Here is a 23,840-nt window from a genome sequence, read left to right as displayed (position 1 = left end):
TTAATCCGCGACAATTCCAACTTTTTCGAGTTCCTGCTCTGCTATCTGTGGCGAGATAGGAACATATCCCTCTTTCTCAACCAGCTCCTGTCCCTGTTGCGAGAAGATGAACCGAACGAACTCTCTCTCGATAGGGCTCAATGGTTTGAATGGGTGCTTATTAACATAAACGTAGAGGTAGCGTGAGAGCGGGTACTTACCCGACAAGATATTCTGCTGGCTTGCCTCAATATAGTCGTCACCCGATTTGGCGATTGGTAGCAGCTTAACTTGAGAAACCTTATAACCCACTCCAGAATAACCAATGGTGTTAATTGCCGAGCCTACAGACTGGACAACAGATGCTGAACCCGGTTGCTCGTTGACGCTATTCTTAAAATCACCACCACACAGAGCATTTTTCTTAAAGTAACCATAAGTGCCGGACACTGAATTTCGGCCAAATAGCTGCATTCCCCGCTTACCCCACTGATAGTCTAGGCCTAACTGTGCCCAGGTTGAGATTGATTCAGTCGCACCACAACGGAGGGTCGCTGAAAAAATACTATCTAGCTGGCTAAAGTTAAGACCTTCAATCGGATTATCACGGTGAACGAAGATACCAATCGCATCTATTGCGACTCTCAATTCGGTTGGTTTATAGCCATGTTCGCGCTCAAATGCTTCAATCTCCCGATTAAGCATTGGGCGGCTCATAGGACCAAACTGAGCTATTCGCTCTGTTAAAGCCGGCGGCGCAGTAGATGACCCCGAAGCCTGAACCTGACCATTAACGCTCGGGTAAAGCAGCTTAAACTCCTCAACCCATGACGTCGTCATTCCAGCTAAGGTATCGGAACCAACCGTGGTCAGCTCACCAGTGATGCCTGCCACCTTATCATAGTCAGGTAGCATTGCAGGTTTGGCGAAACTTGGTGCTGAGCTGACGAGTGACAGCAGCGCAACCACGATTAGTTTTTTCATCGATTCACCACCAGACGCGTGGGTAATGTAAAGGCAAACGTACTGCCTACCCCTACCTCACTGCTGATTTCCAGATGAGAATCGTGGTGACTCAATGCATGTTTAACGATAGCAAGGCCAAGTCCACTACCACCAGTATCACGAGAACGAGCCTTATCGACCCGATAGAATCGCTCTGTTAATCGGTGCAAGTGTTGAGGCTCGATACCATCACCACTGTCCTTAACTTCTAAGTGAGCACCCTGAGCCGTTTTGTACCAACGGACATGAATATCGGCACCTGCCGGCGTGTATTTCACCGCGTTGTAAACCAGATTGGAAATAGCACTGCGCAGCTGGTCATCATCACCCAAGACACGTAAATCATTATCCACTTCAAAAGTCAGCTTGTGTTCAAGATCACCACTCAGGCTGGCGGCTTCCTTCTCAAGCACTTCGAGCATAGCCGGAACATTAACGATATCTTCCAGCTCCAGTGTCGAAGAGGCTTCAATCTTAGACAGAGTCAGAAGCTGATTAACCAGGGTGTTCATGCGGCTTAATTGCTCGGTCATCACCCCATGAGCCTTGTTCCACATTGGTCCTGCGACAACATCTGGGTCTTCAGTCATCTCCAGATAACCTTGCAGAACCGTCATTGGAGTACGCAGCTCATGAGAAACGTTAGCAAAGAAGTTACGACGCATCCCCTCTAGCTGTTGGAGCTGAGTAATGTCACGAACCACCATCAGATGCTCACCTTCCATGTAAGGTACGATACGCAGTTCAATCATGCGGTCGACATTGAGTGGTGAACGCATTTCTAATGGTTCAGAGAAGTCTTGCTTGTTGAGGTAATGGATAAAGTCCGGAGTACGAACCAGGTTAGAAATCGGCTGACCCGAGTCATCAGGCCAACGAAAACCCAAAAGATGCTGCGCTAACTTGTTACACCAAACGATATTGCCTTCACTGCGGAAAACCACTACCGCATCCGGTAAGGATTCTGCACCATTGCGGAAGCGACGAATCAGGTTGGTCAACTCTTTACGCTTTTTGCGCTGGCGTTGCTGCAAGCGATAGATACCGTTGAACAAAGACTCCCAATTGCCTGTGCCGGATGGTGGTGTAAGACGCTTTTCGTCCCATAACCATGCCGATAATCGCATTTGATTATTTAAATGCCATACAAGCTGCAAAACCGTGGCTGCTAAAAGCAACCACGGCATGTAACCGAAAATCCAGCCGACAATCACCCAAGGGGTGTAAAGGAAAACCAACTGCCAAGCGAGTTTTTTCCAAGTTAACCGTTCTACCACCTACATCTCCATTGGTATTGAAACTTACGCTTTGGTTGAGAAGCGATAACCAGCACCACGTACTGTCTGGATCAACTTATCGTGTCCAGCGGTTTCTAGCGCTTTGCGTAGTCGACGAATATGGACGTCGACAGTGCGGTCTTCAACGTATACGTTGGTACCCCACACATTGTTAAGCAGTTGCTCGCGGCTATAAACACGTTCCTGGTGAGTCATAAAGAAGTGCAGCATCTTAAACTCGGTTGGGCCCATATCGAGCGCATCGTCATTTGCCATCACGCGATGTGAAACTGGGTCTAGTTTAAGACCTTGAACATCAATAACATCTTCAAGTGCAGTAGGAGTCACACGACGAATGACGGCTTTTAGTCTCGCCACTAATTCTTTCGGTGAGAATGGCTTAGTAATGTAGTCATCAGCGCCAACCTCAAGACCACGAACTTTATCTTCTTCTTCACCACGAGCAGTCAGCATCACTACTGGAATATTGCGTGTTAACTCTTCACGCTTCATATGTTTGATGAAGTTGATACCACTGCCGCCTGGTAGCATCCAGTCAAGAAGGACTAGATCAGGGAAGGGTTCTGAAAGTTTAGTTACCGCAGTATCGTAATCTTCTGCTTCCACTGTTTGGTAACCTTTCTGTTCAAGGACAAAGCATAGCATTTCGCGGATTGGTGCTTCATCTTCAACAACTAGAATCCTTCTAGACATAACTGTATAACCTTATGTTAGTGAGTTTTCTCAATAAGTAAGGCAGTGAAACCGCCTCTTGATGCATAGGCATTATCACTAGCAATTATGACACTTTTGTGACCTTTGAAAACTAATTTTCATATAACTTTCATTCCACTATTGCGAGTTTGTTGTAAGACAAATAAATCAAAAGTCTTTATGATGAGCAGCTCAATTCAGGTATAGAGAAAAAGTATGTGGTTTAAGAACTGTCTGGTTTACCGATTTAATCGTGAAATCGAATTCAATGCTGACCAACTAGAAAAGCAACTTCAAGAGTTTCGCTTTACTCCGTGTGGTAGTCAGGACAAACAGAAGTTTGGCTGGGTAACTGCGATGGGTAAACATGGCGATATGATGACGCATGTATCTGAAAACCGTATTCTTATCTGCGCCAAAAAAGAAGAAAAGATGCTACCTGCTTCAGTGATCAAAGAGTCACTTAACGCCAAGATCGAAGCCATGGAAGCACAAGAAGGTCGTCCTCTGAAGAAGAAAGAGAAAGACAACCTTAAAGACGATATCGTCATGGATCTGCTACCGCGTGCGTTTAGCCGCAGCAACCACACCAACGTGGTGATTCTGCCAAAAGAAGGCTTTATCCTGGTCGACGCTAGCAGCTTCAAAAAAGCAGAAGATGTTCTTGCTCTGCTACGTAAAACGATGGGCAGCCTGCCTGTTGTCCCTGCCATCCCGGAAACAGCGGTTGAAACCACGCTGACTGAATGGGTTAAAACGGGTAACACGCCTGTTGGCATGCAAATGCTCGATGAAGCAGAACTTAAGTCTGTGCTAGAAGAAGGTGGTGTAATTCGTTGTAAGAAGCAAGAGCTGACTGCCGACGAAATCCGCAGCCACATCGAAGCAGACAAAGTTGTTACTAAGCTGGCGCTATGGTGGCAAGAACGTATCGAATTTATTCTGGCGGAAGATGGCAGCATCAAACGTCTCAAGTTCTCAGATGAGCTGAAAGATCAGAACGATGACATTCCACGTGAAGATCAAGCGGCACGCTTTGATGCAGATTTCTCGCTAATGTGCGGTGAATTCAGTGCTTTCCTGCCAAACCTTTACGAATGCTTAGGCGGCTTACCACACCCTAACGCTTAAGCGATTTGATAAAACGCCCTACTTGTAGGGCGTTTTTGATTGCCTTTCTGCACCTTTTCCTAGTCACAAGTCACGTTTTGACGTAAAATTTGCGCCCCATTACTTCCACCAGGTGGGAGTAACCTGACTTGAGATCAGACTAGAGAAAATACAATGACTACTGAGAAAGCATTCGTACCAGAGCTACTGTCACCAGCAGGCAGCCTTAAAAACATGCGTTACGCATTTGCCTACGGCGCAGACGCGGTATACGCAGGCCAGCCTCGTTATAGCCTTCGCGTACGTAACAACGAGTTCAACCACGAGAACCTGAAAATTGGTATCGATGAAGCACATGCCCAAGGCAAAAAGCTTTACGTGGTATGTAACATCCAACCACACAACTCTAAGCTAAAAACCTTCATCCGCGACCTTAAGCCGGTTGTTGAAATGGGCCCTGACGCGCTAATCATGTCAGATCCAGGTCTTATCATGATGGTTCGTGAAGCCTTCCCTGAAATGCCTATTCACCTGTCTGTACAGGCGAACGCGGTAAACTGGGCAACGGTAAAATTCTGGGCTGCAAACGGCGTTGAGCGTGTGATTGTTTCTCGTGAGCTTTCTCTGGAAGAGATCGAAGAGATCCGCGAGCACTGTCCTGAAACTGAACTAGAAGTATTCGTTCACGGTGCTCTATGCATGGCTTACTCAGGCCGCTGCCTGCTTTCTGGCTACATCAACAAACGTGACCCTAACCAAGGTACATGTACTAACGCATGTCGTTGGGAATACAAAGTTGAACAAGGCAAAGAGAACGACACTGGCGATATCGTTGAGAAGTTTGACCCAACTGAAGCACAAGCGGTTGAGGTTCAGGACGAGCGTCCAGAAACGACTATCGGCCGTGGTAAGCCAACAGACGAAGTTGTACTGCTTTCTGAAGCTCACCGTCCTGAAGAGAAGATGGCTGCTTACGAAGATGAGCACGGCACCTACATCATGAACTCTAAAGACCTGCGTGCAGTTCAGCACGTTGAGCGTCTGACTAAGATGGGTGTTCACTCACTAAAAATTGAAGGCCGTACTAAGTCTTTCTACTACTGTGCACGTACTGCTCAGGTTTACCGTAAAGCGATCGATGACGCGGTTGCTGGCAAGCCATTTGATGAGAACCTGATGGGCACGCTAGAGAGCCTTGCACACCGTGGCTACACGGAAGGTTTCCTACGTCGTCACACTCACGATGCATACCAGAACTACGACTATGGTTACTCAGTATCTGACGCTCAACAGTTTGTTGGCGAATTCACTGGTAAACGTCGTGGTGACCTGGCTGAAGTAGAAGTGAAGAACAAGTTCGTTATCGGTGACAGCCTGGAGCTAATGACGCCAAAAGGTAACGTTATCTTCACTCTTGAAGCGATGGAAAACCGTAAGTCAGAGCAAATCGAAGACGCAAAAGGAAATGGCCACTTCGTATTCATTCCTGTTCCACAAGATATGGATCTAGAATACGGCCTGTTAATGCGTAACCTAAATGCTGGTCAGGATACCCGTAACCCAACTGGTAAGTAATCATGGCATTGCTCATTACTGACAAGTGCATTAACTGTGATATGTGTGACCCTGAGTGCCCTAACGGCGCGATTACTATGGGTGACACTATCTTTGAGATCGACCCTGATCTATGCACTGAATGTAAAGGCCACTATGAAAAGCCAACGTGTCAGTCGGTATGTCCGATAACGAAATGTATCATTACCGACCCTAACCACGTTGAGACTGACGAAGAGCTACTTGAGAAATTCGTCATCATTCAAGGTCTGGCTTAGGTCTACAGCTGTTAGTAAAACGCCGCTCAATTGAGCGGCGTTTTTGTCTCTGTCAGATATCTTCTAGCAGCTGCTGGCACTGACTAGGCATCACTTTAGGTTTTTTCTTTTTCGGCTTGGCTGCGGCGACCTTAGGTGCCGCCGGTTTAGGCTGAGGCTTCCAGCTAGCAAGCTCAGCGCCACAACCGTCTCCTGATGGCGGCTCTGCCTGAGGTTTGCAGTTCTGGCTGTCTTGCGGGCATTTGAGGCGCACGTGCATGTGATAATGATGCCCCCACCAAGGACGTACTTTTCTCAACCACTCACGTTGCTGACCATCTTCAGTGGCACACAGTTTCTGCTTAATAACCGGATGAACAAAGATGCGCGCTACCTGTTGATCGTTGGCTGCTAATTTCACTAACTCAAAATGACGCTCATCCCAATTGTCTTTTAATAACTGATACTGTTTGAGGTTAACGACGCTCAGAGGCTGCGGCTCAGCTAACTGCTTGTTAGTCAGCATCCTGTCGGCCAACCTTAACCAGATATCAATATCTAACCCGGTTTGATGACTAGAGTGGCCCGAAGAGAACCGCCCCCCTTGAGGCAGGGAAATGTCACCAATCAGAATGTTAGTTGAGAGTTGTTGCTGAGACTGAGCAGCGAGACGTTCGATAAAGCGAATCGCTTCAGGATGACCGTAATAACGGGCTCGCTGGCTACGTAGCACCTGATACCCCTGCCCTTGCAGAGGTAGCGATGCTCCACCAGCTAAACAGCCGTTGGCATAGCTGCCAATTGCTTGAGAAGGTTGAGTGGAAGGAGTCGTCACTTGCTCCCATGGACTTGCCAGTGAAGCAGGTGCAGCCATCAGGGCTGACAGTATCAGCAGGCAAGGCTTCGATACATTATGGCCAGTTCCCATAGCAACTCCTCCCTGAGCAACGTTAGATAGTGGACTAGTAGTGTTCACCATTATCGTAGTAGCCTTTAGCGTTTAATGCGCTAAAGATAACGGCAACATCGACATCTTCACCGATAATTCCGCGTACCTGAGCAGTGATCGTAGTAGCGACCGCATCCTGAGTCTCCTGACCACGATCAAACCACAGCACTTCTACAAATGGATATGCCGAGCTAATTTCGCCTTCATGATAGAAGGTGGTGTAAATATATTCGAAGGTGAAGTCTTCACGTGGGCAGTCCATCAGAGGCTGAAGTGAATCAATCAAAGATTTGGATAATGTTTGCACTGTTTGTGGTTCGACAGCGCGAAAACGTAAATGTGGCATAACTTGCTTCCTCACAACTGATTTGCTTCATCATAGCAAGTTCCTGAGAAATGTCTTACTGCCAATCTAGTAATATTGATTAAGCATTAGGGTAATCAGCTCGCCGTCGCTGACCAGCTCGGCATGCCAGTCTTTAGCCTGCCAATGGAGTGTCCTGTTCGTATCCTGAGGAAATTGGTTTAAGAATAGGATTAGCGCTCTATCTGCTTGCTCAATCGACGTTTGCTCTATCGCCTTATCGACATCAAATACCTGACCTTCAATCTCCGCTCGCGTTAGTACAAAGCGATCCTGACGCAGGTAAAGCTGGATTTGTCCTAACCGCTCTGCCGAGTATTCATTGATAAGCTCAACACGCAGTACTCCCTGAACCAGACTCGCCTGTGCGATAAAACTATCACGATAATATTTCAGTTCATCTTCACACCAGAGTGACTCACCACACAACTGCCATGACGATGTTATTGACTGCCTGAGCTCCCCTCGAGACGACTCAGGTAACACTAACGTATTCGCTGACAGAGAGCTGGAGAACAGCACAAGGCAAAACAGAGCTAAAACACGCATCGACTTTCCTTTATAAACAACAAAGCCGCTGATAATCAGCGGCTTTAATAATGACTATAGATGGCCTTATGGCATCTCGTCGAACTCTGCACCTTCTTTTTCTACCTGAGGTGGCATTAGGTGTTCTTTGGTAATACCCAGTTTCAAAGCCAGTGCCGAAGCGACATAGATTGATGAGTAAGTACCAACCGTAATACCAAGCAGAAGTGCGGTTGCGAAGCCGTGAATCATAGCACCACCCTGAGTAAACAGAGCAATAACTACGAACAAGGTAGTACCAGAGGTAATCAAAGTACGGCTCAATGTTTGTGTAATTGAGCTGTTCATGATGTCTGATGGTTCACCTTTACGCATCTTACGGAAGTTTTCACGGATACGGTCAAATACAACAATGGTATCGTTGAGCGAGTAACCGACAACCGTCAGCAAGGCTGCAACGATAGTCAGGTCAACCTCGATCTGCATCATCGAGAATACGCCAAGGGTAATAATAACGTCGTGAGCCAGTGCCAATACCGCACCAGCCGCAAGACGCCACTCAAAACGTACCGATACATAGATAAGAATACAGATAAGAGAAACAAGGATCGCCAGACCACCCGCTTCTGTTAGCTCATCACCTACGTTCGGGCCAACGAATTCGATACGACGCATTTCAACGTTTTCACCTGTACCCTGCTTGATTGCCGAGATGATCTGGTTACCCAGAGTTTCACCCGCCATATCATCGCGAGGGCGCAGACGAACCATAACATCACGTGCGCTACCAAAGTTCTGAACAGTTGCGTCGCCAAAACCTTTTGCATCAAGCGCGCTACGGATATCTTCAAGGTTCGCAGGTTGCTCAAAGCCCACTTCGATCAGAGTACCACCGGTGAAATCCAGACCCCAGTTCAACCATTTGGTCGACAGAGTAAAGATAGAGGCACCAATCATCAGGATTGAGAACACAAATGCGAATTTTGACCAACGCATAAAGTCGATCGTATTTTCTGCTTTTAGAATCTGAAACATACTAATTCCCAGCCTTAGATCGACAGTTTGTTGATGCGCTTACCACCGTATGCCAGGTTCACGATACAACGTGTTCCGACAATAGCAGTAAACATAGAAGTTAAAATACCGATAGACAGTGTTACAGCAAAGCCTTTGATTGCGCCGGTACCGACAGCAAACAGGATAATCGCGGTAATCAAGGTCGTGATGTTCGCATCGGCAATGGTACTGAATGCGTTAGCGTAACCTTGGTGAATCGCTTGTTGAGGACTGCGTCCATCACGTAGCTCTTCACGAATACGCTCGAAGATCAGTACGTTAGCATCGACCGCCATACCAACGGTAAGCACGATACCTGCGATACCAGGCAGAGTCATGGTTGCACCTGGGATCATCGACATAACACCAATAATCAGTACAAGGTTCGCCATTAACGCTACGTTGGCAATCAGACCAAACTTACGGTAGTACATCAGGGTAAATAGCATAACTGCCACCATACCCCAGATCATCGCCTGAATACCCATGTCGATGTTCTGCTGACCCATTGAAGGACCAATAGTACGCTCTTCGACAATTGAGATTGGCGCGATCAGAGCACCAGCACGAAGTAGTAGTGCCAGGTTGTGAGCTTCTGCGGCTGAATCAATACCCGTAATACGGAAGTTACGACCAAGAGCTGACTGAATCGTCGCCTGGTTGATCACTTCTTCATGCTTAGTCAGGATAACTTTGCCTTCAGGAGTACGACGACCACTGTCTTTGTACTCAGCAAACACGGTAGCCATCAGCTTACCAATGTTCTGACGCGAGAAGGCTGCCATCTTGTTACCACCTTCGCTATCAAGCGAGATGTTAACCTGTGGACGACCGTACTCATCAACACTAGAACTTGCATCAGTAATGCTAGAACCGCCTAAGATTACACGCTTTTTAAGCACAACAGGGCGACCATCGCGATCTTGTTTGATTTCGCTACCTGCTGGTGCACGACCACTTGCTGCAGCGGCAAGATCAGCTTTTGAATCCACTTCACGGAACTCAAGTGTTGCTGTCGCACCAAGGATTTCTTTCGCACGAGCAGTATCCTGAACACCTGGTAGCTCAACAACAATACGGCTTGCGCCCTGACGTTGAACTAGAGGTTCTGCAACACCCAGTTCGTTAACACGGTTACGCAGAATCGTAATGTTCTGTTCAACAGCGTAGTTGCGAATTTCTGTAAGACGTTGCTCAGTAAAGGTAGCAATTAGAGAAAAACGACCATCTGATGCGGAATCAACAAAGATCATATCAGGGTGGTTTTGCTCAAGAACGCGCTGAGCTTCGGCAAGTTGTTCTTCATTACGCAGTAAAACTTCAACGGCATCTTTGCCTGAAGGGCGAATCGCGCGGTAGCGGATTTTCTCTTCACGAAGTTCACTACGGAACGCTTCTTCTTGCTGTCCAACCAGTTTTTCCATCGCAGCGTCCATATCCACTTCCATTAAGAAGTGAACACCACCACGTAGGTCAAGGCCTAGCTTCATCGGCGCTGCGCCAATAGATTCAAGCCAGTCTGGAGTAGCAGGAGCAAGGTTAAGAGCAACAATTTTATCGTTACCCATCGCTTCGCTGATTACATCACGAGCACTAATCTGAGTATCAGTGTCATTGAAGCGAACAAGAATGGATCCATTTTCTAGAGCAATGGATTTATGAGATAAGCCCTGTTTATCAAGAGCTTGAGTGACAGAATCCAGCGTCGACATATCTACAGAGGCGCCACGCGCCCCTGTAACTTGAATTGCCGGATCTTCACCGTAGATATTCGGAAGTGCATACAATGCTGCGATAGCGATGGTAAACACCACCATCAAGTACTTCCACAACGGATAGCGGTTAAGCACAGCGAGGATCCTTAAGCTGTTTTATAGAGATTTCAGCGTACCTTTTGGTAGCACTGCTGTAACGAAGTCTTTCTTGATAACAACTTCGTTATTCGTGTTTAGCTCGATAGAGATGTAGTCGTTGTCTTCAGCGATCTTAGTGATCTTACCTACTAGGCCACCGCTTGTCAGAACTTCATCACCTTTACCCATAGACGCCATTAGGTTCTTGTGCTCTTTTACACGCTTAGCTTGTGGACGGTAGATCATGAAGTAGAAGATCACCGCGAACATGCCTAGCATGATTAGCATTTCGAAACCGCCACCTGCTGGTGCACCTTCAGCTGCTGCGTGAGCTTGATTAATAAACATTAAAATAGTCCTCTATTACTTTTTATTGGTATCCAAGTTGGGCTTTCGCAATTTAGTTTCAAGTCTGGAAGTGACTAATAGAGATCGCTCTCTCAAAAATAGCTTGCGTCTGCCTACTTTATTAGCAAAAGCCTCTGGCATAATGCCAAAGGCTTTAATTCTTTAAATCTGTCTTTACTGCTCTTTCGCCAGTGGCGGAACTTCACGGCCACGACGCTCATAGAACTCTTTCACGAACTCATCAAAACGATCTTCATCAATCGCGTTACGGATGCTTTCCATCAGACGCTGATAGTAACGAAGGTTGTGAATCGTGTTTAGACGCGCACCCAGAATTTCGTTACAACGCTCTAGGTGGTGAAGGTACGACTTAGAGTAGTTCTGACAAGTGTAACAGTCACAGTGCGGATCTAGCGCAGTTGTATCTGTTTTGTGTTTCGCATTACGGATCTTGATCACACCGCCAGTCACAAATAGGTGACCGTTACGGGCGTTACGCGTTGGCATTACACAGTCAAACATATCGATACCACGACGAACACCTTCAACTAAGTCTTCAGGTTTGCCTACACCCATTAGGTAACGAGGCTTGTCTTCTGGTAGTTGAGGACATGTGTGCTCAAGGATGCGGTGCATGTCTTCTTTAGGTTCACCTACTGCCAGACCACCTACTGCATAACCATCAAAACCGATTTCAGTCAGGCCTTTAACCGACACATCACGTAGGTCTTCGTAAACACCGCCCTGAACGATACCAAACAGGTTGTTCGGGTTTTCTAGTTTATCGAAGTGATCACGTGAACGTTGTGCCCAGCGTAGCGACATTTCCATCGACTTTTTCGCTTCGTCATGTGTCGCTGGGTATGGCGTACACTCGTCGAAAATCATTACGATGTCAGAACCCAGGTCTTTTTGGATTTCCATCGACTTTTCAGCGTCCATGAAGATCTTGTCACCGTTTACCGGGTTACGGAAGTGAACACCTTGTTCAGTGATTGTACGCATCTTACCCAGGCTGAATACCTGAAAACCGCCTGAATCAGTAAGGATAGGACCTTGCCAGTTCATAAAATCGTGCAGGTCACCGTGCATTTTCATCACTTCCTGACCAGGACGTAGCCATAGGTGGAATGTGTTACCTAACAGAATTTCAGCACCAGTGCCTTTTACTTCTTCCGGCGTCATACCTTTAACAGTACCGTAAGTACCTACAGGCATGAATGCTGGTGTTTGAACTGTGCCACGTTCAAAGGTCAGTTGACCACGACGCGCAACACCGTCTTTTTTCTTAAGATCGAATTTTAACTTCACGAAGCCTCCGGTTGTCAGAGAAACAGTCTGACATTAAGTTCAGAGCTTTAAGCTCTATGAGGAGCGGTCGCCTTCCATGCGAGATGCAGAATAACCGATTACTCTGCTTCCTAGCTTACTGCTAGCACTCGTAAATTGTTTAAGTCTCTAGCCTCTAGTCTCTAGTCTCTAGTCTCTAGTCTCTAGTCTCTAGATTTCAGTTTCTAGCGACTAGGAACTCGTAGCTAGTTTCTTTTTTATGAACATCGAATCGCCATACGAGAAGAAGCGGTACTTGTTCTCTACAGCGTGCTTATACGCGTTCATCGTATTTTCATAACCTGCAAACGCACTAACCAGCATGATCAGTGTTGATTCTGGCAGGTGAAAGTTAGTAATCAAACAGTCTACTAACTGATATTGGTAACCTGGGTAGATGAAGATCTCTGTATCACCAAAGAAAGGAACCAGTTCAGTGCCCTTCTTCAGCGCATCTTGTGCTGCACTCTCTAATGAGCGAACGGATGTGGTACCAACGGCAACAATACGGCCACCACGAGCTTTAGCTGCATTAATCGCATCAACCACTTCTTGCGGTACTTCAACGTATTCTGCATGCATGTGGTGATCATGAATATCATCCACTTTCACTGGCTGGAAGGTACCTGCGCCAACGTGCAGAGTAACGTAAGCAAACTCAGCACCTTTCGCTTTAATCTTTTCCAGTAGAGGTTCGTCAAAGTGCAAACCGGCAGTCGGTGCCGCTACCGCACCCGGCTTTTGGTTATAAACCGTCTGGTAACGCTCTTTATCTGAATCTTCATCCGGGCGGTCGATATAGGGAGGAAGCGGCATATGACCAATCTCTTCCAGTACCGCCAGCACGTTCTGCTCTGAGTTGAACTTCAGTTCAAACAACGCATCATGGCGTGCCACCATTTCTGCAGAAAACTCATCATTCTCACCGACAAAAATCGTACTGCCTGGCTTTGGTGATTTTGAGCAACGAACGTGAGCCAGAATGCTCTTCTCGTCAACAACGCGCTCGACCAAAACTTCTAACTTACCGCCCGACTCTTTACGACCAAACATACGCGCTGGGATCACGCGAGTGTTGTTGAACACCACTAAATCACCCGGTTGTACTTGCTCCAACACATCGGTAAATGTGCCATCAACAAGCTCACCCGTATTACCGTCCATCTGTAGTAAACGGCTCGCAGTGCGTTCTGGCTGAGGATAACGAGCAATAAGCTCATCCGGTAAGTCAAAATGGAAATCTGATACTTGCATGTTACTAATCTTTTGTCGTGGTTTCTTAATGTGAGTCGAACTGATTCTGTCACAAACAGACGACGAGTTTTTCGCAGCCGACTAGTATATTCTGCATGAGAGCAATATCAAGAAAAGAGATGTGAATTATTGTAATCATTTAAGCAATAACAGCATCTGTCACTGGCATTTCAAGGCAGAATTAATCAACAATTGATTTACCACAAAAAAAGCAGGGTTATGATAATAAAACGCGAGTAGCTCTCATACTCCGTGCAAGAAAATCACTATATTTAAAGGGTAAAGTATAACTTCAGGAGGCAGTCATGATTAAAGTAGAAGACATGATGACGCGTAGTCCCCATACGCTTCTTCGCTCACATAATCTTGCTGATGCTAAAAGCATGATGGAAGCACTCGACATCCGCCATATACCCATCATCGATGCAGACAGAAAACTACTCGGAGTAGTATCACAACGTGATGTCTTAGCCGCGCAAGAATCGAGTCTACAACAAATTCCACAAAACCAGTCCTTCACTCTCAATACGCCACTTTACGAAGTGATGAAAACCGGCGTCATGACCGCAGCGCCACAAGCAGGCTTAAAAGAGAGCGCTATCTATATGCAAAAGCATAAAGTGGGCTGTTTACCTGTGGTAGAAAAGGGTCAACTGGTGGGGATCATCACCGACAGCGACTTTGTTTCAATCGCGATTAATTTGCTCGAGTTACAAGAAGAAGCAGAGCCAGAAGAGATCGATTAATCGCCCTTAATGCTCAACACTTTCCGGTGCTTACTCTCTGAGAGTGGGCACCGATGCCACATCCTCTTTGGCTTACCGCTCACTCTGAGCAGGCTACACCTATCTATCTGCCGTTGAAAAATACCGCACCCACAAGCTGAAACTGACTTGTACAGCGCCGCTATACAGGGAGTGAAAAAGGGTACTTGAAACTAGGGGTGTAGAAATTACAGGCAAAAAAAAAGAGCGGTCTGCACCGCTCAAAAGCATGTCAAAGTTTATGCCTAAACAGAATATCTATACCCAAAGGCTAGCGAATCAAAGCCTGCATTTTTGACTCGCCAGGCAGGGTATTAATGGCTAAGGGATTAAAATTGGTCTTCTTCTGTTGAACCTGTAAGTGCTGTTACAGAAGAATTACCACCTTGAATTGTGTTGGTCATCTTATCGAAGTAACCAGTACCCACTTCTTGCTGGTGAGCAACGAACGTGTAGCCTTTCTCAGCAGCTTGGAACTCAGGACGCTGAACTTTTTCAACGTAGTGACGCATGCCTTCACCTTGAGCGTAGTCGTGCGCAAGTTCGAACATGTTGAACCACATGTTGTGGATACCTGCCAACGTGATGAACTGGTACTTGTAACCCATGTCAGAAAGCTCTTGCTGGAACTTAGCAATTGTTTCTGCGTCCAGGTTCTTCTCCCAGTTGAAAGATGGAGAACAGTTGTAAGCCAGTAGCTGATCTGGGTACTCAGCGTGAATTGCTTCAGCAAACTTACGCGCTTCTTCCAGACATGGTGTTGCAGTTTCACACCAGATTAGGTCTGCGTATGGTGCGTAAGCAAGGCCACGAGCGATTGCCTGGTCGATACCAGCACGTACGCGGTAGAAACCTTCCTGAGTACGCTCACCAACGATGAAGTCTTTATCGTATGCATCACAGTCAGACGTTAGCAGGTCAGCTGCGTTCGCATCTGTACGAGCGATAACAAGTGTTGTCGTACCAGAAACGTCTGCCGCCAGACGAGCTGCAACCAGTTTTTGAACCGCTTCTTGAGTAGGTACAAGAACTTTACCGCCCATGTGACCACACTTCTTAACTGAAGCTAATTGGTCTTCGAAGTGAACACCAGCAGCACCAGCGTCAATCATAGACTTCATTAGTTCGTAAGCGTTCAGTACACCACCAAAACCAGCTTCAGCATCAGCTACGATTGGTAGGAAGTAATCGATACCACCTTCGTCTGCTGGTGATTTACCGTTTGACCACTGGATTTGGTCAGCACGACGGAATGAGTTGTTAATACGCTTAACTACTGACGGTACAGAATCTACCGGGTATAGAGATTGGTCTGGGTACATAGTTGAAGCAGTGTTGTTATCTGCTGCAACCTGCCAGCCTGAAAGGTAAATCGCTTCGATACCCGCTTTCGCTTGCTGTACTGCTTGACCGCCAGTTAGTGCGCCCAGACAGTTTACGTAACCTTTCTTAGCGTCACCGTTTACTAGTGACCATAGTTTGTCAGCACCACGCTGAGCGATGGTATTTGCAGGTACCATTGAGCCACGTAGTTCAACAACCTCTTCCGCAGAGTAAGGACGTTTTACGTTTTTCCAGCGAGGATTGGTTGCCCAATCTTTTTCTAGAGCTTCAATTTGTTGGCGGCGAGTTAAGTTAGTCATCGGTCTATCCCTCTATTGATGAGCGCTTCTTATGTTGTATTAACGGGCGCTGTGTTTTCCTTTTTCTTTGGCAGTACATCCATCTCTGCCTTAGAACATTCACGTTATTGTTGTGGAGTTAGTTTCTAATCCAGATAGTCGTAACCTGGAATGGTTAAGAAATTGGTTAGTTGGTCACTGGTAGTAAGCTCAGTCATCAAGTCAGCGGCCTCTTCGAAGCGACCTGTCTGGTAACGATCCTCACCCACTTCTTGTTTAACGACTTCGATCTCTTCACTCAGATACTGTTTGAACAACTCATTTGTGACGGTCTGGCCGTTATCCAGAGCTTTACCATGCTGAATCCATTGCCAAATCGAAGCTCGCGAGATTTCTGCTGTCGCGGCATCTTCCATCATGCCGTAGATAGGCACACAACCATTGCCTGAAATCCATGCCTCGATGTACTGCAGCGCGACACGAATGTTATGGCGCATGCCCTGCTCTGTGATGTCACCATCGCAAGGAGCCAATAGATCTTCAGCGGTCACAGGTGCATCCTGGTTACGCGACACATGTACCTGGTTGCTGTGTGGCCCTAGAGCCTGATCAAATACCGCTAATGCCGTGTCTGCCAGTCCAGGGTGCGCTACCCAAGTGCCATCGTGGCCGTTGTTCGCTTCCAAAGATTTGTCGTTGTATACCTTGTCCAGCACTTGCTGATTGGTTTGTGGGTCTTTCGCTGGGATGAAGGCGGCCATACCTCCCATAGCGAAAGCACCACGTTTGTGACAAGTACGGACAAGTAAACGGGAGTACGCGTTCAGGAACGGCTTGTCCATTGTCACTACCTGACGGTCCGGCAGCACTCGATCAGGGTGTTTTCTCAGTGTTTTGATGTAGCTAAAGATGTAGTCCCAACGACCACAGTTAAGGCCAACAATGTGTTCTTTGAGTGAGAATAGGATTTCGTCCATTTCAAACACTGCTGGCAACGTTTCAATCAGTACTGTTGCCTTAATGGTTCCGGTGTCGAGACCAAAGTAATCTTCGGTAAAGTGGAATACTTCACTCCACCATTTTGCTTCGGTATGAGACTGAAGCTTAGGAATGTAAAAATAAGGGCCGCTGCCTTTTCGCAACAAGTTTGAGTAGTTGTTGTAAAAGTAAAGCGCAAAGTCAAACAGGGCCCCAGGGATAACCTGACCGTTAAAGGTAACGTGCTTTTCTTTTAGATGTAGTCCACGTACACGACAGATTAGAACCGCAGGATCTTCTTCCAGTTGGTAGTGCTTGCCATTAACCGGGTTGTCATAGCTAATGTCGCCATTTACTGCATCACGCAAGTTAATCTGGCCGTCAAGTACCTTGTCCCAAGCTGGAGCTAAAGAGTCTTCAAAATCAGCCATAAACACTTTTACATTAGCGTTCAGTGCATTTATCACCATTTTGCGGTCTGTTGGACCTGTGATTTCAACGCGACGGTCCTGAAGATCTTTAGGGATCCCTTGAATTTTCCAGCTTCCTTCTCTGATATCTTGCGTATCTTCTAGGAAATCCGGCAGTTCACCTGCGTCAATGCGCGCCTGCTTCTCCTCACGAGCAGCGAGCAGTTCATCAACTCGACCAGCGAACTTTGCACACAGCAGAGATAAGAAGGTTTGGGCTTCAACAGGGAAAATCGCCTGATGCTCTGGTGAAAGGGTACCAGTGACATCAAGCATGCCTTCTTTAAGTAGGGTTTCTTGGGCTTCTACTGTTGTTTTATCTCTTTCTGGTGTGTTGGCAAGCATAATTTCTTCCTCAAATATCCTGCTGTATATGAAACCGTTAGTTGGCTGGTTGAACTTATCTGGCACTTCGAACGCTTCTGATGAGCTCGTAAGTGATTGCCACTGTCCAACTCCACCTCTGTATCAATTCGATTGGTTCACAATCTCTCTTGCTTACATTTGTAACTATCAAACAACAATCAAACTTCCTAAATGACCATTCCCTGATGAGGTTTCTTGTTTTGTTGGCTGTTAGATTGACTGAGCAAAACACTCTTTTCAATCTAGACATAAGTCTTACTAGGCCTGCATTTAAGCTATACCAAACATGAGTAGAGTAAAAGTCCTAAAGTAAACAAAACGTTAAATTCGAAGTTTTATTCCGCACCACTAAAAGGCGTACTTTCCACCCTAAAAACGTAAGTAGTTACGTAATTAAATTACAGTGAAATTGGCACTGTAAAATCGTTTCAAACGCGCGTTTAATTTTAAGCAGGAAGGGTTAATCCCTTATGTCATTGGGGGTAGACGAGATATGCAATCGGATTATCAAACAGTCAAAAAATTAGGAGTTGTAAAATTCACACTGTGAAATTTCACAATTTAATGAAAGCTTCATCAAAATTTACTTGTAAAATTTTACAAGATAAAGTTTACCAACAGGATAAAATGCTAAAAAGCACACTAAAACTAGTGTGCTTTTTAAGGCGAAATCGATTTCTTCGACTAATACTTATCGCTAAAGTAGCTCTGACACTACATCCGCTAATTGATTAAAAGTGTTTACACGCGACGAACTAGGTCGCCAAACCAGACCTATATGGCGGTGAGCCTGTTGTCCGGGAGCATCGACAACAACCAGATTCTGATTATCAATCAAGCCATGATCGATCGCCATTTGGGGAATAAAGGTAGTCCCCATACCATTAGCGACCATCTGCACTAAGGTATGTAAACTGGTGGCAGAGAACGGGTTAATCTTCTCTTTATCTGTTAATTGACAAGCAGACACCGCGTGTTCTGTTAAACAGTGCTCTTTTTCTAACAGAAAAACGAATTCGTTGGGTAAATCAGCATACTTGATCGGAGTTTGAATCGCGTCTGCCTGATTTTGACTAATGATCATCCGGAACGGGTCATTGCCAACGATTCGGCTATCCATACCTAAAATGTCCACTGGTAAAGCGAGGATCAACACATCCAGCTCACCATGACGCAATGCATCAAGCAAATTGGTTGTAGTGTCTTCTCTTAATAGTAAGTTCAGTTGTGGGAAACGGCGGTTTACCTCCTGAACTAAATCACAAAGCAAAAAAGGAGCAATGGTAGGGATACAACCAACGCGTAACTGCCCTTCCATTTCGTCCCCCTGACACAAACGGCCAAGTTCGACCAGATCTTGCCCTTTGGCTAATAGCTCACGTCCTTGCTGAACCACTTGCTCCCCCGCCAGGGTAAAGACTAGCGGACTTTTCTTATCTTTCTTCTCATATAAAGGACAACCAATCAGCTCTTCAAGGTTTTGGATACCTTTACTTAAGGTAGATTGGCTGACAAAACACTTCTCTGCGGCATCACTGAAATGACGAGTTTCATGTAAGGTAATGAGGTAGTGTAACTGTTTGAGGCTGGGCCACTTATTCATAGATTTATCTATAACTTTTGACTGGATATTGACCAAGTTAATAAAAACCAATTTATCGCTTTTTTCGATTAACTTAATCTATTTAATTCGCTTTTTTACATACTACAATGTGTACTATAGTTTGTCCCGTACAAACACGGACCAAACCAAAAACACTTATCTTGGTTTGGAACTAACCATATATTTTAGGAGCAAAAAAATGGTACTAGTAGGTCGTCAAGCCCCAGATTTTACTGCTGCAGCTGTTCTAGGTAACGGTGAAATCGTTGATAACTTCAACTTTGCAGAGTTCACTAAAGGTAAGAAAGCGGTTGTTTTCTTCTACCCACTAGATTTCACTTTCGTTTGCCCATCTGAGCTAATCGCTTTCGACAACCGTCTAGCTGATTTCCAAGCTAAAGGTGTTGAAGTAATCGGTGTTTCTATCGATTCTCAGTTCTCTCACAACGCATGGCGTAACACTGCTATCGAAGATGGCGGTATCGGTCAAGTTAAGTACCCACTAGTTGCTGACGTTAAGCACGAAATCTGTAAAGCTTACGACGTTGAGCACCCAGAAGCAGGCGTTGCTTTCCGTGGTTCTTTCCTAATCGACGAAGACGGTCTTGTACGTCACCAAGTAGTTAACGACCTACCACTAGGCCGTAACATCGACGAAATGCTACGCATGGTTGACGCACTAAACTTCCACCAGAAGAACGGTGAAGTATGTCCAGCACAGTGGGAAGAAGGTAAAGCAGGTATGGACGCATCTCCTAAGGGTGTTGCAGCGTTCCTATCTGAGCACGCAGAAGACCTAAACAAGTAATTACTTGTTTAACCATACCCAAGCTCACGGGTATGTACGGTTGGTAAGTATATAAAAGCACAGCGCAAAGCGCGGCACGCCAATCAGTTATAAGTAAAGTCTTAATCGAAACCCAAAGCTTATGCTTTGGGTTTTCTTTTTGTATCGCCGTATTTTAAATCCACGGCTTATCTACGAGATGTTAGCGCTCAATTGTGCGACTCACCGACAAACAGGCTGTTTTTTAGTCACTCTTGATTTAGTATCTAGGCGGTACAATAAGCAAAATGACCTTCGATATTTTTATTAAAGGATTAATATGAAAGAGCTGATTATTCATACCATTACGGTCTTTATGGGCTTTTTTGCGATCATGAATCCTGTCGCGAATACGCCAATCTTTCTTAGCCTAACCAATGGCAACGATCGGGAGACCATCAAGTCGGTCGCCTTTCGCTCGGTTCTGATTGCATTCCTCATCGTGTCAACTTTTGCCATATCAGGAAAAGTCATTTTCGATCTGTTTGGCATCACCCTCTATGCACTACGTATTACCGGCGGGATACTCGTGTTTCTGATTGGTTTCCATATGCTACAAGGGGACTCGACTCATAGCACAACCAAAGAGAAAGTGAATTCTGACGCTCAGAAAGACGCAGCGTTGAGTATTGCTGTGTCACCATTGGCAATGCCAATCTTAGCCGGTCCAGGCACCATAGCTACCGCAATGAACTTTGCTACAACTGGCGGGATTTATGAAACCGTCATTACTATCATCGCTTTCGGACTATTGTGTGCACTGACCTATGTCCTTTTTGTTTTTGGTGAACGCTTTGTCAAGGCCGTCGGCCCTAGTGCCTTAAATGTGATAACCAGAATGATGGGATTGATTCTGGCGGTCATCGGTACACAAATGCTCATCGAAGGTGTCGAGCAAGCGTACAAGGCCCTATTTATCTGAATTTGATAGGGTTAACACCAGCGCAAACTAAACAAACACAACATTTCTTAACAGACAAACATATCTCTAAAGAGACAAAAAATATCGTCTTACAGACTTTCTCGGATTCCACCCTTTAAAGTCTAAAGCGCTCTCTTTATGATGAATCTAACTTAATTTGAGACTGAGCATGATGGCTCGTTCTAGATGAATACAAACATGGAGATTTAAAATGGCTTACTTTTCTCTAGCCTTTGGTACGGCAACGAAAAACCGTGATGGAAAAATCATCGAAGCATTTTTCCCTAACCCAGTTCTTAACCCAGCAGACGCACTGGTTGAAGCTGTAGCTAAAGTTGCTGGTTACGAGCAAGGTAACCAAGCTATCGAAATCTCTGCTGCTCAAAGCGCTGAACTTGCTGGTGCATTTGAAGCTAATGGTGATGTAGCGAACGCTTCTTTTGCAGCTAAAGCCGCTGAGTCTTCTCAGCCTCTCGTTCTTGTTGTTCTGGCTAGTGACGAAAAACCAGCTTCAGTTGCTGAAGGTTTCCTTAAGCTACAACTTATCTCTAACCGTCTGGTTCAACCGCACGGCACTGTACTTGACGGTATCTTCGGTCTACTACACAACATCGCATGGACTAACGAAGGCCCTATCGATCTGCCAGAACTGGCTGACCGTCAGATTGAAGCGCGTCTTGCGGGTCGCTCACTCTCTGTAGACTGTGTAGACAAGTTTCCAAAAATGGTTGATTACGTGGTTCCTGCTGGTATTCGTATTGCTGATACATCCCGCGTACGTCTTGGCGCACATGTTGGTGAAGGCACAACGGTTATGCACGAAGGCTTCATCAACTTCAACGCAGGTACTACTGGCGTAAGCATGGTTGAAGGTCGTATCTCTGCTGGTGTTGTTGTCGGCAACGGTTCAGATATTGGTGGTGGTGCTTCAATCATGGGTACACTATCAGGTGGCGGTACTGTTGTTGTATCTATCGGTGAAAACTCACTGCTAGGTGCAAACGCTGGTCTTGGTTTCCCTCTAGGCGATCGTTGTACTGTTGAATCTGGTCTATATGTAACGGCTGGTTCTAAAGTACGCATGCTAGATTCATCAGGCCAAGAAGTGGAAGTGGTTAAAGCACGTGATCTGGCTGGCGTATCTGACTTACTGTTCCGTCGCAACTCAGTGACAGGTCAAATCGAATGTCTGGCTAACAAGTCTGCGGTAGAACTGAACTCAGAGCTACACAGCAACAACTAACCACAGCCGAAACTAATTAAGCCGGGCACTGTTGCTCGGCTTTTTTGTTTCCACCTGATTACCTTTTCGCTCGTTTTATCGCGCTGCGAACGCTCGCTAATGCGATCACTTTGTGAAAAGGAATAATCACCAGTAGATAACCGTAGCCTATCCAGGTGTGGGTATTCACCAAAGTCGATAAGGTAAACTGACCTTCACCGCTTTTGAGTAACGACAAGCTCACCTGCATATGTCTGTCCTGCGTTGTGCAGATTATTTCCTCATCTGATAGCCACTCGACCTGATGAAGTCCGTCTGATTTCCCTTGCTCCAACAGCTCTACGCTCAGTACCTTTGGCTCAGACGAAACGGCAAAGCCTAACGGCCGTACAAGCCGGTTTCTCAACGCCATCATGGCGGTAACAACCGCTGGTAACTGACCAAATATAATCACATACACTTGCGCTGGACTTAGGTTCGGATCGTCAAGTGAAAAGCTCAGGCTGTCGCTAAAGCCTCTTTTGTTTTGGCGACCACTGAGTTGGCTATGAGCAGGCACTCCTCCACAAACCAGCTTACTCATATCAGGTCCTTGATCATCTGTTTTAGTGCACTTCGTATTTCTTTACCGCCAATAACGGCTAAAAAGGCCAATGCGCCAGGAATTAAGATCATCATAAGTAACGGCCGTAACAGGTAAGAGAAACAAAAAAGCCCTGGGATGAATATCAGCCAACGACATAACTGAATGACGGGAGTTCGAATTATACTTTCCATAGCAGACCTTAATATTTATAAAAATGAGCACGCTCAATTTTATAAATGAGCGCGCTCAGTTTGTCAAATTATCTGCCAAAGCGTATGATTAACAGGTAAGGTTTAAAGCTGAGACAATGATGAGTAAACGAGAGCAAACAAGACAAAAGATTCTCACTGCAGCATGGCAACTATTTGAAACACAAGGTTATCAAGAAACATCAACTCGTCAGATAGCTCGTCATGCAGGGGTGGCTGACGGCACAGTATTTAGTCACTTTGACACCAAACTAGCTATTCTGCGTGAAGGAATGTTGAGCCAACTCGCAGAGCTTTCACAACAAGCATTAAGCTCACCTTCTCAGGATGCTCTTGAGCTAGGCATGCAGTTTGCGCGAACTTACTACGGCTATTACTTTGCGAATATCAATCTCAGCCGAGCATTACTTAAAGAAGTAATCTGGGACATGGATTACTACCAGTCTTTCAATCAGTCTCTGTTCGAGACCACTATCCTTCCTGCTTCAGTGATCAATAAAATGCCAGTGATCCTAGATTGTTACTTCATGACTCTGATCAGTCACTTAAGCAAAGAGGTGCCTGATATGGAACTTGCGCTGGAAGAGCTTGAGTACAAATATCGAGTGTTACTGGGCGAATCTTAACAATCCATAACCGGCTTTCGAACGAACAGTTTTTTCCGTTTCTCAGCGAGATGCTTCACCTCACCTCGC

23 protein-coding genes are annotated in these 23,840 nt (G+C 45.9%); 8 read left to right on the top strand and 15 right to left on the bottom strand.

Translation table 11 applies throughout. The features are described 5' to 3' along the window. From RH46_RS02825 to phoB, 3 genes are read right to left on the bottom strand one after another with little or no spacing between them, the layout of a single operon-like run. A complete protein-coding gene (locus tag RH46_RS02825; protein WP_006877894.1) occupies nt 1-963 on the bottom strand; it encodes a PstS family phosphate ABC transporter substrate-binding protein in 963 nt (320 codons plus the stop codon). Further along, nucleotides 960-2,261: a phosphate regulon sensor histidine kinase PhoR gene (gene phoR / locus RH46_RS02820; protein WP_006877893.1), complete on the bottom strand. Its 1,302-nt coding sequence runs from the start codon at nt 2,259-2,261 to the stop codon at nt 960-962. The genes RH46_RS02825 and phoR overlap by 4 nt, the downstream gene beginning before the upstream one ends. 24 nt (nt 2,262-2,285) lie before the next feature. After that, the gene (gene phoB / locus RH46_RS02815) at nt 2,286-2,975 is read right to left on the bottom strand and encodes a phosphate regulon transcriptional regulator PhoB (protein WP_006877892.1); all 690 of its coding nucleotides are present in this window, start codon (nt 2,973-2,975) and stop codon (nt 2,286-2,288) included. 216 nt (nt 2,976-3,191) lie between these two features. Here phoB and rdgC point away from each other — a divergent pair, with 216 nt between their 5' ends. The 3 genes from rdgC to RH46_RS02800 all read left to right on the top strand — a co-directional run bounded on the left by rdgC (nt 3,192) and on the right by RH46_RS02800 (nt 5,917). Then, nucleotides 3,192-4,106: a recombination-associated protein RdgC gene (gene rdgC, locus RH46_RS02810; RefSeq protein ID WP_006877891.1), complete on the top strand. Its 915-nt coding sequence runs from the start codon at nt 3,192-3,194 to the stop codon at nt 4,104-4,106. 153 nt (nt 4,107-4,259) lie between these two features. After that, nucleotides 4,260-5,660 carry a prephenate-dependent tRNA uridine(34) hydroxylase TrhP gene (gene trhP / locus RH46_RS02805; RefSeq protein ID WP_006877890.1) on the top strand — a complete coding sequence of 467 codons (1,401 nt, stop codon included), beginning with the start codon at nt 4,260-4,262 and terminating at the stop codon, nt 5,658-5,660. A 2-nt stretch (nt 5,661-5,662) separates the two neighbouring features. Further along, nucleotides 5,663-5,917 (top strand): YfhL family 4Fe-4S dicluster ferredoxin, encoded by a 255-nt coding sequence (locus RH46_RS02800; protein WP_004747928.1) that lies wholly within the window; start codon nt 5,663-5,665, stop codon nt 5,915-5,917. A 52-nt stretch (nt 5,918-5,969) separates the two neighbouring features. Here RH46_RS02800 and mepA read toward each other — a convergent pair whose 3' ends face one another. The 8 genes from mepA to queA form a co-directional block, all read right to left on the bottom strand. Next, the gene (gene mepA / locus RH46_RS02795) at nt 5,970-6,770 is read right to left on the bottom strand and encodes a penicillin-insensitive murein endopeptidase (protein ID WP_040894981.1); all 801 of its coding nucleotides are present in this window, start codon (nt 6,768-6,770) and stop codon (nt 5,970-5,972) included. 88 nt (nt 6,771-6,858) lie between these two features. Further along, nucleotides 6,859-7,191 carry a DUF1904 domain-containing protein gene (locus RH46_RS02790; RefSeq protein WP_006877888.1) on the bottom strand — a complete coding sequence of 111 codons (333 nt, stop codon included), beginning with the start codon at nt 7,189-7,191 and terminating at the stop codon, nt 6,859-6,861. A gap of 66 nt (nt 7,192-7,257) precedes the next feature. After that, nucleotides 7,258-7,758 (bottom strand): hypothetical protein, encoded by a 501-nt coding sequence (locus RH46_RS02785; RefSeq protein ID WP_006877887.1) that lies wholly within the window; start codon nt 7,756-7,758, stop codon nt 7,258-7,260. 66 nt (nt 7,759-7,824) lie between these two features. Beyond that, nucleotides 7,825-8,772 (bottom strand): protein translocase subunit SecF, encoded by a 948-nt coding sequence (gene secF, locus RH46_RS02780; protein ID WP_006877886.1) that lies wholly within the window; start codon nt 8,770-8,772, stop codon nt 7,825-7,827. 14 nt (nt 8,773-8,786) lie between these two features. Next, a complete protein-coding gene (gene secD / locus RH46_RS02775; protein ID WP_071985896.1) occupies nt 8,787-10,643 on the bottom strand; it encodes a protein translocase subunit SecD in 1,857 nt (618 codons plus the stop codon). A 21-nt stretch (nt 10,644-10,664) separates the two neighbouring features. Further along, nucleotides 10,665-10,994: a preprotein translocase subunit YajC gene (yajC, locus tag RH46_RS02770; protein WP_006877884.1), complete on the bottom strand. Its 330-nt coding sequence runs from the start codon at nt 10,992-10,994 to the stop codon at nt 10,665-10,667. A gap of 174 nt (nt 10,995-11,168) precedes the next feature. Further along, the gene (tgt, locus tag RH46_RS02765; RefSeq protein ID WP_006877883.1) at nt 11,169-12,305 is read right to left on the bottom strand and encodes a tRNA guanosine(34) transglycosylase Tgt; all 1,137 of its coding nucleotides are present in this window, start codon (nt 12,303-12,305) and stop codon (nt 11,169-11,171) included. 210 nt (nt 12,306-12,515) lie between these two features. Continuing rightward, nucleotides 12,516-13,577 (bottom strand): tRNA preQ1(34) S-adenosylmethionine ribosyltransferase-isomerase QueA, encoded by a 1,062-nt coding sequence (gene queA / locus RH46_RS02760; protein WP_006877882.1) that lies wholly within the window; start codon nt 13,575-13,577, stop codon nt 12,516-12,518. A gap of 305 nt (nt 13,578-13,882) precedes the next feature. On the opposite strand from queA, the gene RH46_RS02755 reads away from it, so the two are divergent. Next, nucleotides 13,883-14,323 carry a CBS domain-containing protein gene (locus RH46_RS02755; protein ID WP_006877881.1) on the top strand — a complete coding sequence of 147 codons (441 nt, stop codon included), beginning with the start codon at nt 13,883-13,885 and terminating at the stop codon, nt 14,321-14,323. A gap of 347 nt (nt 14,324-14,670) precedes the next feature. Here the strand turns inward: RH46_RS02755 and aceA are convergent, their stop codons facing one another. From aceA to RH46_RS02740, 3 genes are all read right to left on the bottom strand, one after another. Beyond that, entirely contained in the window at nt 14,671-15,984 is a 1,314-nt protein-coding gene (gene aceA, locus RH46_RS02750; protein ID WP_006877880.1) for an isocitrate lyase, read from the bottom strand. A 125-nt stretch (nt 15,985-16,109) separates the two neighbouring features. Beyond that, complete coding sequence (aceB, locus tag RH46_RS02745; RefSeq protein WP_006877879.1) at nt 16,110-17,756, bottom strand: malate synthase A; 1,647 nt, start codon at nt 17,754-17,756, stop codon at nt 16,110-16,112. Between the two features lie 718 nt (nt 17,757-18,474). Then, a complete protein-coding gene (locus tag RH46_RS02740; RefSeq protein WP_006877878.1) occupies nt 18,475-19,380 on the bottom strand; it encodes a hydrogen peroxide-inducible genes activator in 906 nt (301 codons plus the stop codon). Between the two features lie 199 nt (nt 19,381-19,579). On the opposite strand from RH46_RS02740, the gene RH46_RS02735 reads away from it, so the two are divergent. From RH46_RS02735 to dapD, 3 genes are all read left to right on the top strand, one after another. After that, nucleotides 19,580-20,188: a peroxiredoxin gene (locus tag RH46_RS02735; protein WP_006877877.1), complete on the top strand. Its 609-nt coding sequence runs from the start codon at nt 19,580-19,582 to the stop codon at nt 20,186-20,188. Between the two features lie 298 nt (nt 20,189-20,486). Further along, nucleotides 20,487-21,128: a MarC family protein gene (locus RH46_RS02730; protein ID WP_006877876.1), complete on the top strand. Its 642-nt coding sequence runs from the start codon at nt 20,487-20,489 to the stop codon at nt 21,126-21,128. 211 nt (nt 21,129-21,339) lie between these two features. After that, the gene (gene dapD, locus RH46_RS02725; RefSeq protein ID WP_006877875.1) at nt 21,340-22,371 is read left to right on the top strand and encodes a 2,3,4,5-tetrahydropyridine-2,6-dicarboxylate N-succinyltransferase; all 1,032 of its coding nucleotides are present in this window, start codon (nt 21,340-21,342) and stop codon (nt 22,369-22,371) included. A gap of 58 nt (nt 22,372-22,429) precedes the next feature. Here dapD and RH46_RS02720 read toward each other — a convergent pair whose 3' ends face one another. Further along, nucleotides 22,430-22,933, bottom strand: coding sequence for a DUF2867 domain-containing protein (locus tag RH46_RS02720; RefSeq protein ID WP_006877874.1), 504 nt, complete (start codon nt 22,931-22,933; stop codon nt 22,430-22,432). A gap of 313 nt (nt 22,934-23,246) precedes the next feature. Here RH46_RS02720 and RH46_RS02710 point away from each other — a divergent pair, with 313 nt between their 5' ends. Beyond that, nucleotides 23,247-23,771, top strand: a complete 525-nt coding sequence (locus RH46_RS02710) for a TetR/AcrR family transcriptional regulator (RefSeq protein WP_040894979.1) — start codon at nt 23,247-23,249, stop codon at nt 23,769-23,771. Nucleotides 23,772-23,840 lie beyond the last annotated feature (69 nt).

Source organism: Vibrio brasiliensis LMG 20546, from assembly GCF_000189255.1.
In the GTDB taxonomy this organism is placed as follows: domain Bacteria; phylum Pseudomonadota; class Gammaproteobacteria; order Enterobacterales; family Vibrionaceae; genus Vibrio; species Vibrio brasiliensis.
This window is presented reverse-complemented; position numbering and strand designations above follow the sequence as displayed.

What these genes read in the sequence shown, in the direction of transcription:
- RH46_RS02825 (WP_006877894.1), bottom strand. Translation starts at nt 963, where the DNA reads ATGAAAAAACTAATCGTGGTTGCGCTGCTGTCACTCGTCAGCTCAGCA.
- phoB (WP_006877892.1), bottom strand. Translation starts at nt 2,975, where the DNA reads ATGTCTAGAAGGATTCTAGTTGTTGAAGATGAAGCACCAATCCGCGAA.
- rdgC (WP_006877891.1), top strand. Translation starts at nt 3,192, where the DNA reads ATGTGGTTTAAGAACTGTCTGGTTTACCGATTTAATCGTGAAATCGAA.
- trhP (WP_006877890.1), top strand. Translation starts at nt 4,260, where the DNA reads ATGACTACTGAGAAAGCATTCGTACCAGAGCTACTGTCACCAGCAGGC.
- RH46_RS02800 (WP_004747928.1), top strand. Translation starts at nt 5,663, where the DNA reads ATGGCATTGCTCATTACTGACAAGTGCATTAACTGTGATATGTGTGAC.
- mepA (WP_040894981.1), bottom strand. Translation starts at nt 6,770, where the DNA reads ATGGCTGCACCTGCTTCACTGGCAAGTCCATGGGAGCAAGTGACGACT.
- RH46_RS02790 (WP_006877888.1), bottom strand. Translation starts at nt 7,191, where the DNA reads ATGCCACATTTACGTTTTCGCGCTGTCGAACCACAAACAGTGCAAACA.
- RH46_RS02785 (WP_006877887.1), bottom strand. Translation starts at nt 7,758, where the DNA reads ATGCGTGTTTTAGCTCTGTTTTGCCTTGTGCTGTTCTCCAGCTCTCTG.
- secF (WP_006877886.1), bottom strand. Translation starts at nt 8,772, where the DNA reads ATGTTTCAGATTCTAAAAGCAGAAAATACGATCGACTTTATGCGTTGG.
- yajC (WP_006877884.1), bottom strand. Translation starts at nt 10,994, where the DNA reads ATGTTTATTAATCAAGCTCACGCAGCAGCTGAAGGTGCACCAGCAGGT.
- queA (WP_006877882.1), bottom strand. Translation starts at nt 13,577, where the DNA reads ATGCAAGTATCAGATTTCCATTTTGACTTACCGGATGAGCTTATTGCT.
- RH46_RS02755 (WP_006877881.1), top strand. Translation starts at nt 13,883, where the DNA reads ATGATTAAAGTAGAAGACATGATGACGCGTAGTCCCCATACGCTTCTT.
- aceA (WP_006877880.1), bottom strand. Translation starts at nt 15,984, where the DNA reads ATGACTAACTTAACTCGCCGCCAACAAATTGAAGCTCTAGAAAAAGAT.
- aceB (WP_006877879.1), bottom strand. Translation starts at nt 17,756, where the DNA reads ATGCTTGCCAACACACCAGAAAGAGATAAAACAACAGTAGAAGCCCAA.
- RH46_RS02740 (WP_006877878.1), bottom strand. Translation starts at nt 19,380, where the DNA reads ATGAATAAGTGGCCCAGCCTCAAACAGTTACACTACCTCATTACCTTA.
- RH46_RS02735 (WP_006877877.1), top strand. Translation starts at nt 19,580, where the DNA reads ATGGTACTAGTAGGTCGTCAAGCCCCAGATTTTACTGCTGCAGCTGTT.
- RH46_RS02730 (WP_006877876.1), top strand. Translation starts at nt 20,487, where the DNA reads ATGAAAGAGCTGATTATTCATACCATTACGGTCTTTATGGGCTTTTTT.
- dapD (WP_006877875.1), top strand. Translation starts at nt 21,340, where the DNA reads ATGGCTTACTTTTCTCTAGCCTTTGGTACGGCAACGAAAAACCGTGAT.
- RH46_RS02720 (WP_006877874.1), bottom strand. Translation starts at nt 22,933, where the DNA reads ATGAGTAAGCTGGTTTGTGGAGGAGTGCCTGCTCATAGCCAACTCAGT.
- RH46_RS02710 (WP_040894979.1), top strand. Translation starts at nt 23,247, where the DNA reads ATGAGTAAACGAGAGCAAACAAGACAAAAGATTCTCACTGCAGCATGG.